Source organism: Pseudalkalibacillus sp. JSM 102089, assembly GCF_041366475.1.
Classification (GTDB): domain Bacteria; phylum Bacillota; class Bacilli; order Bacillales; family Guptibacillaceae; genus Guptibacillus; species Guptibacillus hwajinpoensis_B.
This window is the reverse complement of sequence record NZ_JBEWYW010000002.1, coordinates 48794-66828: the sequence shown is the minus strand read 5'-3', so window position 1 is coordinate 66828 and position 18035 is coordinate 48794. Positions and strand designations below refer to the sequence as shown.

General features: G+C 37.8%; 19 protein-coding genes and 1 riboswitch. Of the genes, 13 read left to right on the top strand and 6 right to left on the bottom strand.

Translation table 11 applies throughout. The features are described from left to right. Positions 1-2 precede the first annotated feature (2 nt). From ABVF21_RS05125 to ABVF21_RS05110, 4 genes are all read left to right on the top strand, one after another. On the top strand, positions 3-1634 hold the full coding sequence (locus ABVF21_RS05125; protein ID WP_303534142.1) for a sodium:solute symporter: 1632 nt from the start codon (positions 3-5) through the stop codon (positions 1632-1634). Positions 1635-1649: 15 nt separating this feature from the next. Then, the gene (locus tag ABVF21_RS05120) at positions 1650-2189 is read left to right on the top strand and encodes a hypothetical protein (protein ID WP_371017618.1); all 540 of its coding nucleotides are present in this window, start codon (positions 1650-1652) and stop codon (positions 2187-2189) included. 187 nt (positions 2190-2376) lie between these two features. After that, entirely contained in the window at positions 2377-5343 is a 2967-nt protein-coding gene (gene fdhF, locus ABVF21_RS05115) for a formate dehydrogenase subunit alpha (protein WP_371017617.1), read from the top strand. Continuing rightward, complete coding sequence (locus tag ABVF21_RS05110; protein ID WP_303534138.1) at positions 5327-5857, top strand: DUF1641 domain-containing protein; 531 nt, start codon at positions 5327-5329, stop codon at positions 5855-5857. The genes fdhF and ABVF21_RS05110 overlap by 17 nt, the downstream gene beginning before the upstream one ends. 46 nt (positions 5858-5903) lie before the next feature. Here the strand turns inward: ABVF21_RS05110 and ABVF21_RS05105 are convergent, their stop codons facing one another. Continuing rightward, positions 5904-6386 (bottom strand): VanZ family protein, encoded by a 483-nt coding sequence (locus ABVF21_RS05105; protein ID WP_303534136.1) that lies wholly within the window; start codon positions 6384-6386, stop codon positions 5904-5906. Positions 6387-6562: 176 nt separating this feature from the next. Here ABVF21_RS05105 and ABVF21_RS05100 point away from each other — a divergent pair, with 176 nt between their 5' ends. The 3 genes from ABVF21_RS05100 to ABVF21_RS05090 all read left to right on the top strand — a co-directional run bounded on the left by ABVF21_RS05100 (position 6563) and on the right by ABVF21_RS05090 (position 8891). Further along, a complete protein-coding gene (locus ABVF21_RS05100; protein WP_371017616.1) occupies positions 6563-7891 on the top strand; it encodes a UDP-glucose dehydrogenase family protein in 1329 nt (442 codons plus the stop codon). A gap of 301 nt (positions 7892-8192) precedes the next feature. Continuing rightward, positions 8193-8345 (top strand): hypothetical protein, encoded by a 153-nt coding sequence (locus ABVF21_RS05095; RefSeq protein ID WP_371017615.1) that lies wholly within the window; start codon positions 8193-8195, stop codon positions 8343-8345. A gap of 132 nt (positions 8346-8477) precedes the next feature. Next, positions 8478-8891 (top strand): hypothetical protein, encoded by a 414-nt coding sequence (locus ABVF21_RS05090; protein ID WP_371017614.1) that lies wholly within the window; start codon positions 8478-8480, stop codon positions 8889-8891. Between the two features lie 88 nt (positions 8892-8979). Here ABVF21_RS05090 and ABVF21_RS05085 read toward each other — a convergent pair whose 3' ends face one another. Further along, the gene (locus ABVF21_RS05085) at positions 8980-9120 is read right to left on the bottom strand and encodes a hypothetical protein (RefSeq protein ID WP_303534127.1); all 141 of its coding nucleotides are present in this window, start codon (positions 9118-9120) and stop codon (positions 8980-8982) included. A gap of 46 nt (positions 9121-9166) precedes the next feature. Next, positions 9167-9255, bottom strand: a riboswitch (cyclic di-GMP riboswitch). A gap of 383 nt (positions 9256-9638) precedes the next feature. Then, on the bottom strand, positions 9639-9776 hold the full coding sequence (locus tag ABVF21_RS05080) for a hypothetical protein (RefSeq protein ID WP_194218714.1): 138 nt from the start codon (positions 9774-9776) through the stop codon (positions 9639-9641). Positions 9777-9975: 199 nt separating this feature from the next. Here ABVF21_RS05080 and ABVF21_RS05075 point away from each other — a divergent pair, with 199 nt between their 5' ends. From ABVF21_RS05075 to ABVF21_RS05055, 5 genes are all read left to right on the top strand, one after another. Continuing rightward, positions 9976-10431, top strand: coding sequence for an SRPBCC family protein (locus ABVF21_RS05075; RefSeq protein WP_303534122.1), 456 nt, complete (start codon positions 9976-9978; stop codon positions 10429-10431). 53 nt (positions 10432-10484) lie between these two features. Beyond that, positions 10485-10967: a VanZ family protein gene (locus ABVF21_RS05070; RefSeq protein ID WP_303534118.1), complete on the top strand. Its 483-nt coding sequence runs from the start codon at positions 10485-10487 to the stop codon at positions 10965-10967. A gap of 285 nt (positions 10968-11252) precedes the next feature. Continuing rightward, positions 11253-13490: a SpoIID/LytB domain-containing protein gene (locus ABVF21_RS05065; RefSeq protein WP_303534116.1), complete on the top strand. Its 2238-nt coding sequence runs from the start codon at positions 11253-11255 to the stop codon at positions 13488-13490. A 133-nt stretch (positions 13491-13623) separates the two neighbouring features. Continuing rightward, positions 13624-13911: a hypothetical protein gene (locus tag ABVF21_RS05060; protein WP_226615331.1), complete on the top strand. Its 288-nt coding sequence runs from the start codon at positions 13624-13626 to the stop codon at positions 13909-13911. A 290-nt stretch (positions 13912-14201) separates the two neighbouring features. Next, positions 14202-15194, top strand: a complete 993-nt coding sequence (locus ABVF21_RS05055; protein WP_371017613.1) for a Gfo/Idh/MocA family protein — start codon at positions 14202-14204, stop codon at positions 15192-15194. Between the two features lie 19 nt (positions 15195-15213). On the opposite strand, the gene ABVF21_RS05050 is transcribed toward ABVF21_RS05055, so the two are convergent. The 3 genes from ABVF21_RS05050 to ABVF21_RS05040 form a co-directional block, all read right to left on the bottom strand. Further along, positions 15214-15990, bottom strand: coding sequence for an HAD-IIB family hydrolase (locus ABVF21_RS05050; protein ID WP_303534114.1), 777 nt, complete (start codon positions 15988-15990; stop codon positions 15214-15216). Positions 15991-16091: 101 nt separating this feature from the next. Beyond that, positions 16092-16229, bottom strand: a complete 138-nt coding sequence (locus ABVF21_RS05045) for a hypothetical protein (RefSeq protein ID WP_303534112.1) — start codon at positions 16227-16229, stop codon at positions 16092-16094. A 15-nt stretch (positions 16230-16244) separates the two neighbouring features. Beyond that, positions 16245-17513 carry a helix-turn-helix domain-containing protein gene (locus ABVF21_RS05040; RefSeq protein WP_303534110.1) on the bottom strand — a complete coding sequence of 423 codons (1269 nt, stop codon included), beginning with the start codon at positions 17511-17513 and terminating at the stop codon, positions 16245-16247. 215 nt (positions 17514-17728) lie between these two features. Between ABVF21_RS05040 and ABVF21_RS05035 the strand changes: the two genes are divergently transcribed. Further along, positions 17729-17878, top strand: a complete 150-nt coding sequence (locus ABVF21_RS05035) for a hypothetical protein (protein WP_303534108.1) — start codon at positions 17729-17731, stop codon at positions 17876-17878. The last annotated feature ends 157 nt before the right edge of the window (positions 17879-18035 follow it).

Below are 18035 nucleotides of genomic sequence, written 5' to 3'. Positions count from 1 at the left end.
AGATGAGCCAATTCACAATGCTAGATTACGTGGTTCTTGTTGTTTATATTCTTGGGATTGCTTGGTTTGGAGCGCGTTTCGGAAAGAATCAAAACACGACAAAGGATTATTTTCTTGGCGGAAGAAGCATTCCATGGTGGGCAATCGGGCTTTCAGTTATGGCAACACAAGCGAGTGCGATCACATTTATAGGTGCACCTGGTTGGGGATATGAAGGTGGACTAGAGCGCATTAACACGTTTATTAATGTGCCGCTTGCAATGGCTTTTCTTATCGCTACAATTGTCCCTTTTTTCTATCGAGCAGAAGTTTATACGGCTTATGAGTATTTAGAGAGACGCTTCGGAGCGGGAACACGAACTTTATCCGCTGGCCTCTTCTTAGTGGCTCGTGGACTTGCGACAGGTGTCGTTCTTTATGCCCCTGCATTAGTACTATCGGTCGTAACAGGATGGGATATTAAGCTAACGATTATTTTAATGGCTGTGATAGCGGTATCATATACGGTACTTGGTGGGATCAGTGCTGTTATCTGGACTGACGTGATCCAAATGTTCGTATTATGGTTAGGTGCTGCTATTAGTATCGTTGTTATTTTAGTGAAAGTTCCGGGCGGAATGAGTAGTATTCTTGCCAGCGCTTCAGACGCAGGTATGCTTCAATCGCTCAATTTCTCCTTTGACCTTTCTATTGAATATAGCGTATGGGCAGGTGTGATTGGCGGTTTCTTCCTTCATGCTGCTTACTTTGGAACAGACCAAAGTCAAATCCAGCGTGTTTTAACAAGTAAGTCAATACGCGAAAGTAAACTTTCACTCGTTCTAAGCGGAGTTCTTCTAATCCCGCAAATGCTGCTTTTCCTTTTTATCGGTATTCTTTTGTTTGTATTCTACCAAACATTTGGTGACCCGAATGTTGATAACTTAAATGAACTATTTCCACTATTCGTTGTGAACCAATTACCAGCGGGAATTTCGGGTCTTATTATTGCAGGTGTGTTTGCAGCCGCTATGTCTAGCCTGGACTCTGCTCTTAACTCATTGTCCGCCGTGTCGATTCGAGATTTCTATGGTCAATTCGTTAAAAAGAATGCATCGGATCAGCATTATTTAAAAGCATCGCGATGGGCTACAATTTTTTGGGGAATTTACGCCACAATCTTCGCTTTCTTTGCAGCTAATCTTGGTCCGGTTATTGAAGCTGTAAATAAGATAGGCTCCTATTTCTATGGTGCGCTTTTGGGTGTGTTTATCCTCGCCATTTTTACAAAGCGAACAAACGGCGTAGGTGCAGTGACTGGTATTATAGCGGGGATGCTTTCTGTTTGGGGCGTTACTCAGTTTGCTGAAGTATCATGGTTATACAATAATTTCGTAGGGGCGATTGTTTCAGTAGGGGTTGGATATGTTGTTAGCTTTATTGGAGCAAAACCTAAAGCTGAGAAACTAGCAGGGCTTACGCTGTTTGATTTAGATGACGATATACAAGAAGTGTTAAAAGCACGTTCTGAAGCAGCGTCGTCTCTAAGTGATGAAGAAATTGAAGAAGAACGTCGTACGTCAAGATGGCCGATTTATTTAGTTGGGTATTTCGTTGTCGTTATGATTGTGCTCTATCTCATAGGCCTGATCTAAAGGAGGTTATAAAAGATGACTTATTATATTGAACCAACAATTGATCGGCAGAAAGCTTTGAAAGCGATGAAACAATATACCTCTAGTCTGCTGCTGCGCATCGTTGAAAATAAAAAAAGGATTGAATCGAGTGAACTCGTTTACCTCCCTTTTTGGATGTATGAGTATCATCTGAAAACAACCTCGTTGAAAGAAGGAATTAATGGAAGAATTGCGATCGAGTCAATCACTGAACAAGCAGCTATTCTTCCAGTGGACTACCCTCTTAAAGAAGGAGAGGCCCCTGGGGAAATGTTTGGCCATAGTTCTCCTGATCCAGATAAAGCAAAACATGCGTTATATTGGGAAGCGTTTGGAAAAGAAAAAAAGAAAAAACAGATCAACATTTCTTTGGAGGAACCATCCAAACTGTATTTGCCTTATTGGGTAGGCTATATCAAAGGAAATAGAAGAGAAGTTTATATGGTGGATGGCGTAACTGGAAAAGTTGATTTACCAATGAAAGACTCTTTTCTCCATCATTTAAAAAATCAATTGAAGCACAGCTCGATATGAGCTGTGTTTTTTTGATTATACTTAAATGTGATAATCAACACTAGAAACCTTCTTAGCTTCCAAAAAAAGAGCATGTGAATATTTAATAGATTATTAAATGTTTTTTAGAAAATACTGTCTAAAGCTTCAATAAGTAGGGAAAGAAATAATTAGTAATATTGAAAATTATGATAAAGGGTGATGTCATTTGTCGGATTCCATCCATGTAACGATTAATGGTAAAAGTGAACAAATTCCTAGTGAGAAAAGTGTACTTGAAGCACTTAATGATCATAATCTAGACTTGCCGAGCGTATGCTATCATCCAAGTCTTGGAGCCATCGAAACTTGTGACACATGTATGGTGGAAGTAAATGGAGAAGTTGTAAGAGGTTGTTCAACGACTCTCTCAAATGGAGATAGTATTAACACAACAGCTTCTCACGTAAAGGAAGCTCAGAATATTGCAATGGATCGTATTCTTCATAATCACGAGCTTTATTGTACTGTCTGTGATTACAATAACGGCACGTGTGAAGTACATAATACGGTGAAACAAATGAAGATGAATCATCAGGCGATTCCTTTTGAACAAAAACCAGACCCTGTTGATAATTCAAATCCTTTCTATCGATACGATCCAGATCAGTGTATTCTTTGCGGACGCTGCGTCGAAGCTTGCCAGGATGTGCAGGTAACAGAGACGTTAACAATTGATTGGGAGAGAGAACGTCCGCGCGTCATCTGGGATAATGACGTTGATATTAATGAATCTTCTTGTGTTTCTTGTGGACATTGCTCAACCGTGTGTCCTTGTAATGCCATGATGGAGAAAGGCATGGAAGGTGAGGCTGGCTTTTTAACTGGTATTCAACAAGATACGCTTCGCCCTATGATCGAATTAACAAAAAACGTGGAGACTGGCTATAATTCTATTCTTGCAATATCTGATATGGAATCGTCCATGCGTGAAAATGAAATTAAAAAAACGAAAACCGTATGTACGTATTGCGGTGTAGGATGTAGTTTTGACGTTTGGACAAAAGGGAGAGATATCCTAAAAGTAGAGCCTCAGGTAGAAGCTCCAGCGAACGGGATTTCCACTTGTGTAAAAGGGAAATTTGGCTGGGATTACGTGAATAGTGAAGAACGCTTAACAAAACCGCTTATTCGCGAAGGCGATTCATTTAGAGAAGCAGAATGGGAAGAGGCACTTAAACTCATTAGCCGAAAGTTTTCTGAGGTGAAAGAAGACCATGGTGCAAATGCTCTTTCTTTTATTAGTTCTTCCAAGTGTACAAATGAAGAATCGTATTTAATGCAGAAGCTAGGAAGAAGTGTCATCGGAACAAATAACATTGATAACTGCTCTCGCTATTGCCAAACTCCAGCAACAGTAGGGTTATTCCGTACAGTAGGCCACGGTGGTGATGCTGGATCGATAAAAGATATCGAAATGTCTGAGCTTGTCATTGTTATTGGATCAAACACTTCGGAATCTCACCCTGTTTTATCGACAAGGGTAAAGCGTTCGAATAAATTGAACGGTCAAAAACTCATCGTTTCCGATTTGAGAAAACATGAAATGGCTGAACGCTCTGATTTATTTATTCGCCCTTCTTCAGGTACTGATCTTGTTTGGCTCTCTGCCGTAACGAAGTATATTATTGATCAGGGATGGGCTGACGAGGCTTTCTTGAAGGACCGTGTGAATGGTCTTGATGACTATATCGCTAGTCTTGAAAAGTACACTATGAGCTATGCATCTGAAGTAACAGGAATTGATGAGGCGGAATTAATCCAAATTGCTGAAATGATCCATGAAGCAAAGACAACTGTAGCACTTTGGGCAATGGGCGTCACACAACATAGTGGCGGGTCAGATACGAGTACTGCCATTTCAAATTTACTTCTTGTTACTGGAAACTATGGTAAACCAGGAGCAGGTGCCTATCCACTTCGAGGTCATAATAATGTCCAGGGTGCGAGTGACTTTGGAAGCATGCCTGATAAAATGCCCGGTTACGAAAATGTGACCGATCAAAAAGTGCGTGATAAGTATGAAAAAGCATGGGGTACGCCACTTCCTGAAGAAGTCGGCTTAAATAATCATGAAATGGTCGAACATATTCATGAAGGAAAATTAAAAGCGATGTATTTAAAAGGAGAAGACATGGGAATTGTCGACTCTAACATTAACCATGTTCACGCAGCATTTGAGAAACTAGACTTTTTCGTCGTGCAAGATCTTTTCCTTACGAAGACAGCTCAGTTTGCAGATGTCGTCCTTCCAGCAAGTCCAAGCCTTGAAAAAGAAGGAACGTTCACAAACACAGAACGCCGTTTTCAACGTCTCTATCAGGCACTAGAACCACTTGGAGATTCGAAACCCGACTGGAGAATTATTATGGAAATCGCAAATGAAATGGGAGCAGGTTGGGATTATGATAGCCCGAGTGACATTATGGCTGAGGCTGTTCAGCTTGCTGATATGTTTGCTGGGGTTTCTTATGAACGTCTTGAAGGATATAAGAGTCAGCAGTGGCCAGTTGCGGCAGATGGCACGGATTCACCACTACTCTTTACAGAAGAATTTCCGTTTCCGGATGGAAAAGCAAGACTATTTCCAGTCGAATGGACAAAACCACTCGAGTACGACGATCAGTACGATCTTCATGTCAATAATGGGCGTTTGCTAGAGCATTTTCATGAGGGTAATATGACGTATCGAAATGAAGGCATTAAATCGAAAACACCAAGCACGTTCGTTGAAGTTTCTCCTGAATTAGCAGAAGAAAGAGGGTTATCTGACGGAACGTTAGTTAGACTTGTGTCACCATATGGAGCTGTTAAGATTAAATGTCTTGTAACAGATCGTGTGCTAGGAAAAGAAGTATACATTCCGCTAAATGATCAAGATGATGCTGCGATTAACTTACTTACAAGTAGCAAGGCGGATAAAGATACAGACACGCCTGTTTATAAAGAAGTGAAAGCGAAGATGGAAATTTTGAAAGATAAAGGGACTTCACCACTACCAAAGATCAATCATCGCTATGGAAATCCACAGCCTCAAAAAGGGGTCATGGTTGAGCGGAAATGGGCAAGAAAAGATTATCTCTTCCCTGGAGATATGGTGAAAAAGGAGGGCATTAACTATGGCAAAAGCCATTAAGCAAATCAAGCGTATTGAAGTTTCTGAAGAAGAGAAGCGCGCAAGTGATCTTAGAGAGATTGAAGATGCTTTGATTGAAAATAAAGATGCCCTTCTTGAAACATTAAGCGTTGTAGGTGGGATGAAAGATCGAGGCATTTTAACGCTTTTAAACGGTCTTTTTGGAGAAGGTGACCGCGTTCTGAAGGTCATCGTCGATCTATTAAATGTTCCGGAAAATACAACGGCGTTAAAAAATCTGATGCTTCTCTTTGGAGCAGCAGGAAAGATTAACGTTCAGGATCTCGAGCCATTGCTTTTAAAGGTAAACTCAGGTATTGAGAATGTTGCTGAGCATTCTGATGACAACGAGAAGACTAGCTATCTGAGTCTTCTTCGGGCACTAAAAGACCCGGAAATTAATCGATCTTTAACCATTCTAATTACTTTTTTGAAAGGGATGGGGAAAGATATTGAGAACGAAGAGCAAATGACCGATAAATCACAGTCCTCTGAGGCGAGACAGGATCTTTAACTTTCTATAATTCCACTGAAAAGCCCCGCAAATTGAGCGGGGCTTTTCAGCGTGCAGCTTTACTTTTTCTTCGTGAGATGATGACAAAGGCCATAAACGTAAGCACTATACCTAATGAATCTGGTACAAGCACATCAATTAAATGTCCTGTTCTTCCCTCAACGAGACTTTGATGGTATTCATCAAATAATGCATAGAGAAAAGCTGTTAATGAGCCTAGGATAAGGGAGGCTTTTCGATTGCTTTCTTTCCATGCCATGATACATAAAAACGCTAGTAAACCGAACGAGGCAACATGTGCTCCCTTCCTAAGAAAAAATTCAACATATTGATATGGCGCTGAAGGTGTAACAAGTGCACCATCATAGGTGAATTCAATTGGGGGTAAATCCTCTTCTTGGATCGAAATCATTCCTTTAAAGAACGGTTTCATATCCTGTTTTTGATAAGGGGTATTAGAGGAGACGAAAAGTATGATCATCATTAAGAGTGCGAGGCTAAACCATTTTCGCTTATCGAACCATTTCATGCATTTTCCACTTTCTTTCTTAAGCAGTTTAGTCCCTATCATACCGAATTTCGTGCATAATAGGGAGTGGTTTTCTAAAGAAATATTAAGATTTTGTGTTGATCGAGTGAAGGGGATCTGAAACTATTTCTGCTCACTTATAATAGAAAATAGATGAAAGAGAAAGGAGATATAAGATGAAGATTGCTGTAATCGGTACCGGTTACGTTGGTCTAGTAACAGGAGTATGCCTAGCTGAAATCGGCCATCAAGTAACGTGCGTTGACGTCGACCACAAGAAAATTGCGATGATGACTGACGGCTATTCGCCTATTTTCGAACCTGATTTAGAGAAGTTAATGAAAAGAAATTTATTGGATGGTCGGCTTCACTTTACAACAGCTCATCAGGAAGCATTGGCAACGGTGGACGTTATCTATATTGCGGTCGGTACACCACAACGATCTGATGGAACGTCCGACCTTCAATACATCCAGCAAGCTGCCCGACATATCGGCACATCACTTCAGCAGGATAGTATCGTTGTAACCAAAAGTACGGTCCCCGTAGGAACAAATGAACTGATACAAAAGTGGATTGAGCAAACGTTAAGATCGAACAATAAAGTAGAAGTTGTTTCAAATCCAGAATTCTTACGAGAAGGTTCAGCTGTACATGACACGTTTCATGGAGATCGGATTGTTATTGGATCAGAGAATAAAACAGCCGCCGCAGTATTAGAAGATATTAATCAGCCTTTTGGGATTCCAATTTATCATACGGATCGGAAAAGCGCTGAACTAATTAAATATGCGTCTAACGCATTTCTAGCAACGAAGATAAGTTTTATCAATGAAATTTCAGCTATTTGTGAAAAAGTTGGAGCAAATGTAGATGATGTGGCTTTTGGAATGGGAAAGGATAAGAGAATTGGGGATCAATTTTTACAAGCTGGGATTGGCTATGGGGGCTCGTGTTTTCCAAAAGATATAAACGCTCTTGTACAAATTGCCGGTAACAACCAACATAACTTTCAATTGTTGAAATCTGTTATCGAGGTAAACAATACTCAACAAAATAAGCTCATTCAAAAAGCGAAAGAGGTAGTTGGACCACTTCAAGGGAAAAAAGTAGCGCTACTCGGTTTAGCTTTCAAACCAAATACAGACGATATGCGTGAGGCGGCCTCTATCCCAATTGCTCGATCTTTAGTAGAAGAAGGAGCAGAAGTCCTTGCTTATGATCCCATTGCGATATCGAATGCTAAAGGCCACTTGCCTAAAGAGGTGATCTTTAAAGAATCCTTAATAGAGGTTTTAACTGGAGCAGATGCGGCACTCATCATAACGGAATGGAAAGAAATTAAAGAGCTAGATTTGAATGTATATGTGAAACGAATGAATTCTCCCATTGTGATAGACGGAAGGAATTGCTATTCATTAGAAGATGCGGCGAACTATTCACTAAACTATATCTCTATAGGTCGGCCTACCATAAATCAGTTACAAGTCTCTTCAACGGTATAATAATTCGACAAAACAGCCTTAGCTGTTCGTCGGATTATTTTTTTACCATTTTTATATTAAAATTTCGGTATGTTAATGAATGTTGTTGATATTAGGGTCATTCGAGTGAAACAAATATCAAGATACCAATAACATAAAGTAACATAGCGTGAAAATTTAATAACAGCACATAAATATCTCGAGTTCAGAATATTTATACTTGAAAAAAACATCCACTTTGGTAAAATATGTTTGTCAGTATACTTTATGGAGACAACTATGATTTCTGAATGAAATAAAAAGTATTGAATGGAGTGATAAAATGGTAGAGAAAACGTGTGATAAATGTCAAAAACCTTCTTATAGCAGTAATTATCAAGGAGTATGGATTTGTCCATATTGTGGAAAAGATTTAACGGAAATTCAAGTGAACAATGAAGACTACCTTTATGAGGCAGTAGTAGAGAAGAAATAACCTATAATGGGCAACTTATTTTCTTTAGGACGAGCTTTGCATGAGAAGCTCTGGATGTTGGGGAGGGGTACTTGTCACCTGAATGAAACATGTCTAGAATAATGAGTATTCGACTTTAAAGGATAGTGTGATATGGGAGAGTTTATCAAGTTAATCGTTGCCATTGTTAATGAGCTTCATGATATTGTCATTACATTAATGTATAGCTTTGGCTTTTCGGTCACAGATAAAGAACTACACTTTTGGGTGATTGGCTTACTAGGGATGGCGGGATTTATTGTTGTGCAATTATTGTTCCGTATACTTGCAAATTGGAGTATCACAGCGATTTCGTTTATTTATACGGTAACAGTATTGCTTGTAGTCGTTTTTGCCATTGAAATTCAACAGAAAATCACCGGAAGAGGAAATATGGAGTTTGCAGACGCTGTTGTTGGAATGCAGGGCTTTATTGTGTTGTTCATAATATACGTGGTCATACGCCTCGTTTTAATTGGGCTAAAAAAGGTACGTAAATCAGTAAAAAATAAGAGCGAAACGAAGTAGATGACCTGAAGTGAGGGTTGTCTTTTTTATTTTGTTCAAAAAAGATCAATAAAATAGGAGAGCTATGATTCGCTCCCCTTCCCCGATCTTAATATGTCATTTGTGTAAGGAAAGCAATAGCTGCTCCAATTACAATAGCAGAAACGGGTAGAAGAAGATAAATCATCTTCTCTTTACGTTGTCGTCTGTACTGGATTTCCTCTGGCGTTAGCCAAGATTCTCTCATCATTCATATCCCCCTTGTGTTTCTTGCAACAATCGCAGTGGAGGCCGTATTCGGCAGCTGGCTGACTGTCGGAAACCAGTCCGCGAAGTCCCTATAGCTTTGCGTCATCATTTTTCAATGATTTTGCCATTCTCGTACGATTTGTAGCATATAAAAGTAAGAAAACGAAGTCATAAAAAATTAGAAATTGTCGAAAAATGACTACAGTTTCAAGTATAGCGTATTCTGGAAACTATGTATATTGGGAAAATGCATTTAATTTATTTTATCAAATTAAGCTTTTGTAAAGCAGGTTTCCCAATGTCATAGTTAAAGCGCGAATGCTTTTTTCGAAGATCTCGTAAATCATTCTTTTAAAGTCAACATTCGTGAACCAAGATGAAATGTAAAAGCTAATCAAGTAAAGGCAAGTTTTATGGAGAAAGCGTAAAGCGAACGCTACAATAACAAATAATCAAACTCCTATAGAGAGCGTTCCCATCTTTGAAAACACAAAGCGAAGTAGAAAAAGAATAACACAATTAAAATCCGCTATTAGCGGCTATCGCAATAACAACACCTAACAGGATGGATAGGATAGGTATGGCAAGGAAAAGGATCTTTTCCCTGCGTTTTTTTTGAAATTGAATTTCTTCAGGAGTTTTCCAGTTTCGTCTCATATGAATCCGCCCAGTAACGTCACTTTCCAATAATGTATAATGCGTATGAAAGTGAAATCTCGTTTATTTTTATTATCGGTTCATTTGTTTAAATAATTTAGCCTTAAATGTCGAATTTTAAGAAATAATCTTTATGGCCCGTTTTTATTCAATATAATGGAAGATAATAAGGTCTAAGGAATTATGGAGGTGTTGGTACATGCCTGTTATTTACCTGGAAACATTGATTGAAGCTCCAATTGAAATCTGCTTCAATTACGCAAGAAGTGTTGAAGCGCATATGAAAAGCACAGAGCAAACAAATGAGAAAGCAGTAAGGGGGGTTACGGAAGGATTGCTAGGCAATGGTGATGCCGTTACATGGGAAGCGACTCACTTTGGCATTAAGCAAAAATTAACTGCCAAAATCACTGGGATGCAGGAACCAGATTGGTTTATTGATGAAATGACAAAGGGAGCATTTAAATCTTTTGTTCATTCTCATCGTTTTGAAGAAATCGATGATGTAACGTTAATGATCGATGAATTTAGTTATGAAGCTCCGTTTGGTTTAATTGGTAGCATCGCAAACCTTTTGTTTTTAAAAAAGTATATGAAAAATCTGCTAGAAAAGAGAGCCCTTGAATTAAAGAAAATGGCTGAACGAACGGAATAACCTTTTCCCGATTAGGCGATACTTAAGAGAGCTTATATAGGGAGGAGACAATCATGTCCGTGTCCCAGACTATCGTTTCGGTTTGTATTCAGTGCTGGTTAGGAATCGGTTTTTTGATTTCATGTATGGCAATACTTACACTAATAGGGCATGAACCAGCTCCTTTCATTGTGGATGGTGTATCCTCCATCATCCAGTCAAGAGAGTTCCAATACGGACCTTTGACGTTAAGTTTAGAAAAAAACGGAGAACTAGGATTGGCGCATTTTGTCGTTCGTAAGCTAGGTCACTTCTTTGTTTACAGTTTCATAGCATTAATTTTACTACAGCTATTTAAAGGAGACTCATCTGTTTTTCGTACATTCATTGTCATTATCGTTGTAGCTATTTTTGCTGTAACGGATGAATTTATTCAAGCCTTTTTACCAGAAAGGACAGCGTTACTCACTGATGTGATTGTGGATCTTGCTGGATGCCTACATAGCGTTATCATTTATAAAATATGGCATTCTTCCACTTTAAAAGCTCTCGCATAGCGGGAGTTTTTTTATGTGATAGCTTAGCTTATACTGTTGAGTTTTGGCACAGAACGTAAATGATCCAAAAATCAACATCGCTTATTAACATAGACCCTTTCAAAAATCACTACTATTATTTTTGTAGTAAAAATAACCTATAGATTCGACAATGTACCTGGGTATTCTATGTTATTTTTGTAATATTCGTCATTTGGATGATATTTTAATGTAAAATTTATGCTAAAGTGTTAAAAAGGGAGAATAGAACTAATATTTTCTTAAAAAATCTTAGGGGGAAAAGATTTGAAACTTTTTACGTCATTTTTGATTGGCATTTTAGCATTTTCTTTATCTATGAATGGTGTTCAGGCTGCAGGAGAGTCAGTTACGGTTAAACTAGTAAACTATATTAAGGATACGACCGTAATCAAATTTAATGTGACAGGCAGTTATCAGATTGAAAATAGTAGCATTAAAATAGACAGTTCCCAGTCTGATGAATACAGTGTAAAAGCAGAAGCGGGTAAAGTGGTCCTTTATCGAGGCAATACCAAACTTGAAGACTTCGGGAATTCTATGACGATAGTTCCAACAATATCCAAATCGATGGACAGCTATGTGGGAATAGGTGACAAAAAATATCTCGGAGTAATGAAATTTACAATTGAGGGAAAGTACATCCGTCCGATAAATACGCTCTCTATTGAAGAATATTTAAAAGGGGTAGTGCCTAGTGAAATGCCGGCCTACTGGGGAAATAATGGTGGAATGGAAGCCTTAAAAGCCCAGGCAATCGCTGCTAGAACTTTCGCTTTACCACAGAAAGATTCTCTAATGGATAGTCAATCCAGTCAAGTTTATAAAGGTTATGACTGGTATCAAACGACAAACGAAGCGGTAGATGCAACTGCTGGAAAAGCACTAAAGTATAACGGGAAGTACATTGGTGCCTTTTATTCTTCCACAAATGGTGGAATGGTTATGTCCAATACGAACTCGTGGGGGAGTAGTTGGATTCCATATTTGCAGACGAAAGTAGATCCATATGATGAGAAGATGATAACAAGCTATGATTATTGGGACTACACACTAGGAAAGCAACAAATTGACACAAAAAAACTAGATTTGAAGAAACCTGAGTCCTGGTGGTCTAATGTGACTGAGCTAAGTTCAAACGTAACAGAAATAAAAAATATGAAGTCATGGCTATTATCTAAAGGGAAAATTAAATCTACAGATGAAATAAAAATCACCGATATTTCGAATATTAATTTCACAGTTCCACCATTTAAATCTGATGAAGTATTAAGAGGTAGTGTCGAGATTCAGTATTTCTTAAAAAACAAAGATGGATTTGTTATGGATACAAATGGGGATTTGAAAAAGCATACGATGAAAATCGAGGATACTTCTTATAATATCCGATTTATGATTGGTACAACGATTATGAAAAGTCCTTATGTAAAAGAAATTAAACAAACGAGTAATTCATTTGTCGTTTCAGGTAGTGGCTTTGGGCATGGCATAGGCATGAGCCAATACGGAGCTTATCAACAGTCCAAAGATGGACGTAATTACGAACAAATTCTATCATTCTATTATCCTGGGACAGAATTAGTCAAAGAATCATTTGAAACAAACTTGATTACACGACTTGCAGGAAATAATCGATATGAAACTAGCGTAGCTATATCAAAAGATGGGTGGAAGCATTCATCAGATGTTGTTGTACTTGGAAGAGGAGATCTTTCAGTAGATGCTCTTACGGGAAGCGTTCTTGCTAAAAAGTACAATGCTCCATTACTTTTAACAAAAAGTGAGAGACTGCCTTCTGTCGTTGAGGAAGAATTAGATCGTTTACAACCTGAAAAGATTTATATTCTAGGTGGACCAGCAGCCATTTCAGAGAAGGTAGTTGATCAACTTTCTACTAAAGGATATATTTCTGATGTAGAAAGAATAAGCGGTCAAAATCGATATGAAACGTCAATCGCAGTTGCTAATGAAGTAGGGAATAGTAATCAAGTGATCGTGACAACAGGAGATGACACATCCCCTGATGCTCTATCAATCGCTCCTTATGCAGCTTCAAAGCAAATTCCAATCTTATTGACTAATAGTGAAAAGTTAAGTGCGGCTACTGCTTCGTATATGAATACAACGAAACCTGTTGCGGCTACGATTATCGGTGGGCAAAATGCGGTCTCAAGTGTTGTTGAGGACAGGCTTGATACAACTTCAACGGTCCAGCGAGTTGCTGGGGATAATCGTTACGAAACAAGCGTGAAGATTGCAGAAACATTTGATTTTGAAAATAAGAGTGTTTTCTTTGCAAATGGAGATGTATTTATTGATGCACTACCTGGATCGCCCTTTGCCGCTGCTATGAGCGCACCAGTCATTTTAACTAAGCAAAATAAACTATCGAATGAAGCTGAACAGTACGTTAAGAAATCAATGAGTAGAGAATACTACTTCCTGGGCGGGGAAGCTGCTATTAGTAAACCCGTTGAAGAAACAGTTGATAAACTATCAAATTAACCATGGACACCTCTCTTAAAAATAGAGAGGTGTTTTATGTTATTATAGTTAAAATGAGTAATTTCATTTTTATAAGAACGTAGACATAACGAGAGACATATAGCAAAATAAACTCAGATAGGGATGTGATGTCTTGCACCAGGAAAAAGAAATTGAAATACTCTGCGATGCTTTACGAACATATTGGAATGAACATCCAGAGAAAAGTCTCGGGCATTTGTTGAAAGATCTACATAACAAGTACGAAAAAACAGAAGCGTTTACGGAAACAGATGATAAGCACTGGTTGCACTGGTTGCTAGAAAATAGTAAGCAGCGAGATCTTATTGAAAAAAAATACCGTAACCAATCTCAAATTAAAGATTTAGAGCATCATATTCGTCCTGAGCTTATGGAAGTGATCAAACGATTTGTAGATTGAGTCAATCGCTTGTTACTGCTACAGAAGCTCGTAGATTAGTTGCTAATATAAATGAAAACTGACTATGTAAGAATCACTAATTAAAACAGCCGTACTCGTCATAACGAGTACGGCTCTTGTTTTTTCCTTATAATCAAAAGGGGGGATTAAAGGGATTACTTAATGTTTCGGTTTATACGCTATTACGCTGGGGGTAGAAGGGTAGGAAGAATGAAAGAATTTGATGTAGTTTGCTTCGTGGGATAATATGGTAAAATCATATAGATATACTTAGAAAGGGAGTGCTAAATATGGGAATTAGATTTGGTATTATGGGAACAGCCAATATTGCTAGAAAAGCGGTTATTCCAGCTATACAAAATGCTCAAGGTGCTGAAGTGGTGAGTGTTGCTAGCGGTAGTGGTCGAGCGAGAGAATTTGCAGCAGAAATGGGTATTGAGCATTTTCATGACAGTTATGAAGCGATGCTAGATGATGAATCAATCGAAGCGGTTTACATTCCACTTCCCAATACTTTACACAAAAAATGGACAATTGCAGCGGCTCAAAAAGGAAAACACGTACTATGCGAAAAGCCTGCTGCCATTACAGCCCGTGATGCCATGGAAATGGTGCAAGTATGTGAAGACAACGGTGTTATTTTTATGGAAGCATTTATGTATCAATTCCATCCCCAACATGAAATTGTAAGAGAAGTGATTGCTTCAGGTGAAATTGGTGACGTCAAACATATGCGTACTAATTTTTCATTCTATATGGGTGACAAACGAAATAACATTCGTCTCAACAGTGAACTAGGTGGTGGCAGCATTTGGGATGTGGGATGTTACTGTATTCACTCCTCTAGATTCATTATTGGAAGCGAACCATTAAAAGTTTACGCTCAGGCTTCCATTCCTAAGGAAGTTGGCGTGGATCTTTCGGCTGCAGGAATCTTTACGTTTGCAAATGGAGTGACAGCTTCTTTTGATTGTAGCTTCGAACGACAAATGAGCAATTCCTATGAAATTCTTGGCACAAAAGGAAGTATTCATGTTCCATTTGCATACCGTCCAGACGCGCCTGAAGCTAGTGGTTTAATTCGAATTAAAAATAGCGAAGGTAATGTGAGAGAAGAAATGGCTAACGGTGAGCAGTATACACTTATGGTTGAACATTTCACGCGTTGTGTTGAAAATAAGCATACACCATCCTATTCCGGTGAAGCGACAGTAAATAATTTGAAAGCGATAGAAGCTTGCTTTGAATCTATTGATAAAAATCAACCAGTTGAGCTAGTATAATACAAAAAAGCACATTGGATTAGCCAATGTGCTTTTCTAGAAGTTCTTTCGTTCCTTCTGAATAGGAATATTTGCTTGAAATAGAAGTGATATTCTTTTCTTCTGGTGTTTCACCTTCTCCAACCCAATGAAACGTAATGTTATCTAATTCATGTTCTCTAGCAGTTACAGCCATAACCATATCACCGCTGCTATCTCCAAAAACAAATACTTTATCGGCAGATTGGATTTCATCAATAATCCACGTGGCTCCAATTTTTTTAGACAAATCTGGATGAATCACATCGACCCCATAAGTGGAAACGACGGTTTTATTACCAGATTCAGAAGAAATCGAATCCACATTCTCTGCATATTCCTGTAGAGCTTCTCGTGTTTTCTTTAAGTGCTCTTTATCACCTGGATCACCATGAACTGCTTCAACCGTACCCATCGATTCTTTCGTCTGATCCCATTGAATAAGACCATCATATTGTTCTTTTTGACTAACTTTATATAATTTATCTTTTATATCATCTGCAATCACATATTCCTCATCTAGCTCCCAGGAAGAAATATTGGTTCCGCGCCCTTTTATCGCCCCGTGCTCAGAAACACAATATAAGGAAGACCAGTCAATTTCATCATCAAATAGAGGGAAAAGGTGATCGGAAAGCCAGCCTCTAGAACGCCCTGTGACGAAAGAAAGAATATGTCCCTCTGTAGCTAGCTTTTCAATCATCTTAACAACTTCTTTATCTGGTCTAGCATTCTCATCTGTAAGAACGCCATCAACATCAAACATATAAAATGCCATATTAGCACTCTCCTATTCGAATTAAATTATGACTAGTATAGCGTTGTGGAGGATGGAAGGGCAAATAAAAACCCGACTCAATCTGAGACGGGTTTTGGTTATTAGATGTGTACTTCGGTTTTTGCTGGGCTTGAGTCAGGTAATTTATCATGAGAATCAGGTAATTTATCGTGGTTAGCAAATGTAACGATCCCAATGACACCTGTAACTAGCAACATGTTTACTAAAAATTTCTTCATCATTCTTCTTCCTTTCTAATTCATAATTTTTTTCCTACTATCATTAGCTAGTTTAAAGTAAAAGCTGGAATTTTTATATTGTCCACTAGTAAAGTAGTAGTCTGCTAACAACTCACCATACTCTGAAACATAGTTCCAATAATTTTTTTCTTTAAAATAGCCGACTGCATCCTTCAAAAGCTCTTCAGTTCCCATCTCATCACTAACAGAGTTTTTTAATTTAGAATTTAATATCTTAAAGTGATAAATATACTCTAGAAATCCTGTTTTTGTTACTAACCTCATTCCTTCTTCAATCCAAGATAAAGTGAGGTTAATATTATCAATTTTCAAATATTCTGAAGCAATTAAAAAAATAGTTTTAGCACGGTCTTCGATTTCGTGCTCTTCGTTATTTTGAAGTCCAGATTGATAATATCTTAATGCCTTTTCGGTATCGTTTTGAAATGAATATACATATCCTAAATCATGATATATAATGCTTTTTAATCTCTTGTCATTAAACGACTCAGCATACTTTAAAGCATTCTGAAAATGGTGTTCTGCTTCTCCATAATTGAGAATAACTCTATTATTTACACCTAGTAAAATTTCAGTGTCTGCTGTTCTTTTGAAATTATATTCTTTATTAAAGAGATCTAAGCACTTAATCGCTAAATTATTGGATAAAGTTATTTGACTAAGGCAATTGTGAACAAGCGCTTGCTGATAATAAAACTCAGCTAATTCTGCATTGTTTGTTTTCATAGATAAAAGTAATTTATGTGCTTTGGAATATTGTTCATAAGCTTCTTTAAACTTTCGATTTTGATAATAGTAGAGTCCGAGAAAATAGAAGTAAAAGTACTCTAGATTTTCTGATAATCTTTCTTGAACGTGATAGAGCTTCTCTAATATATCATTTGCTTTTTCAGTTTCTCTGAACAAAATATAATATCTAAATGTTAAAAGAAGATATTTTGTGAGCATATCTGGATCTTCTACACCATCAATCTCTTCATCAATACGGTTTTTAAAATTTATTACTTCTTCAAAATTACGAAGACGCATTTCTTTGTACCAAGCATCAAGGTCAAGATGAAGTTTTTTCATTTTATCTTCATCATCAACCTGTTCTAAAGAGACACCTAGCTCATTACATAGATGTTCGACAAGTTCTTCACTTGGCTGGGCAAGTCCGTGTTCAATCTTACTTAGATAAGGAATAGAACAGATACCGGAAGCAAGTTGTTCTTGAGTGATGCCTTTCATTTGTCTGAAGTATCGGATTTTTGCTCCAATCATTCTTTGCTCCCTTTCTCCTAGAACTATTTGATTACAGTTTACTAAAAATTCTCAGAAAAGAGAATAGTTTTGAGGTTGGGAAATATAAACGAATTTATAAGGTTTAAATGCCGATTTTCGACGTAGTTTTCCCAACATGAGTTTGTCGAAAAAATTTTCGAACGATACTGCCCATTATATGGTAAAATGATGAAAATGAAAAGGAGGTGTCGAAAATGCAAGAAGATCGATTAGAACGCGTAGAAGCAATGATCACGAGTTTGATTCAAATTATTGGCAGTATGCGGAAAGAACAACATAACCTCGAAGAAAAACTCCAGGCAATCCAGCAACAACACCAAAACCTTCTACATGAACGTGTTTAACCCCTTTTTCAGCGATAAAACTCCTAAATAAATGCGACTTTACTCCCCCCCTAAACCATTTTTTTCTAACTCTTATTGTGATACTATTCTAGTGATTTGTCGAAAGATTCGTTATAGACTAGAGATAACATAAATGAAGTTTATCAATCATGGGAGA

What these genes read in the sequence shown, in the direction of transcription:
- ABVF21_RS05070 (WP_303534118.1), top strand. Translation starts at nt 10,485, where the DNA reads ATGTCCGTGTCCCAGACTATCGTTTCGGTTTGTATTCAGTGCTGGTTA.
- ABVF21_RS05095 (WP_371017615.1), top strand. Translation starts at nt 8,193, where the DNA reads ATGGTAGAGAAAACGTGTGATAAATGTCAAAAACCTTCTTATAGCAGT.
- ABVF21_RS05035 (WP_303534108.1), top strand. Translation starts at nt 17,729, where the DNA reads ATGCAAGAAGATCGATTAGAACGCGTAGAAGCAATGATCACGAGTTTG.
- ABVF21_RS05090 (WP_371017614.1), top strand. Translation starts at nt 8,478, where the DNA reads ATGGGAGAGTTTATCAAGTTAATCGTTGCCATTGTTAATGAGCTTCAT.
- ABVF21_RS05055 (WP_371017613.1), top strand. Translation starts at nt 14,202, where the DNA reads ATGGGAATTAGATTTGGTATTATGGGAACAGCCAATATTGCTAGAAAA.
- ABVF21_RS05075 (WP_303534122.1), top strand. Translation starts at nt 9,976, where the DNA reads ATGCCTGTTATTTACCTGGAAACATTGATTGAAGCTCCAATTGAAATC.
- ABVF21_RS05110 (WP_303534138.1), top strand. Translation starts at nt 5,327, where the DNA reads ATGGCAAAAGCCATTAAGCAAATCAAGCGTATTGAAGTTTCTGAAGAA.
- ABVF21_RS05100 (WP_371017616.1), top strand. Translation starts at nt 6,563, where the DNA reads ATGAAGATTGCTGTAATCGGTACCGGTTACGTTGGTCTAGTAACAGGA.
- ABVF21_RS05125 (WP_303534142.1), top strand. Translation starts at nt 3, where the DNA reads ATGAGCCAATTCACAATGCTAGATTACGTGGTTCTTGTTGTTTATATT.
- ABVF21_RS05040 (WP_303534110.1), bottom strand. Translation starts at nt 17,513, where the DNA reads ATGATTGGAGCAAAAATCCGATACTTCAGACAAATGAAAGGCATCACT.
- ABVF21_RS05105 (WP_303534136.1), bottom strand. Translation starts at nt 6,386, where the DNA reads ATGAAATGGTTCGATAAGCGAAAATGGTTTAGCCTCGCACTCTTAATG.
- ABVF21_RS05050 (WP_303534114.1), bottom strand. Translation starts at nt 15,990, where the DNA reads ATGGCATTTTATATGTTTGATGTTGATGGCGTTCTTACAGATGAGAAT.
- ABVF21_RS05080 (WP_194218714.1), bottom strand. Translation starts at nt 9,776, where the DNA reads ATGAGACGAAACTGGAAAACTCCTGAAGAAATTCAATTTCAAAAAAAA.
- ABVF21_RS05120 (WP_371017618.1), top strand. Translation starts at nt 1,650, where the DNA reads ATGACTTATTATATTGAACCAACAATTGATCGGCAGAAAGCTTTGAAA.
- ABVF21_RS05085 (WP_303534127.1), bottom strand. Translation starts at nt 9,120, where the DNA reads ATGATGAGAGAATCTTGGCTAACGCCAGAGGAAATCCAGTACAGACGA.
- ABVF21_RS05045 (WP_303534112.1), bottom strand. Translation starts at nt 16,229, where the DNA reads ATGAAGAAATTTTTAGTAAACATGTTGCTAGTTACAGGTGTCATTGGG.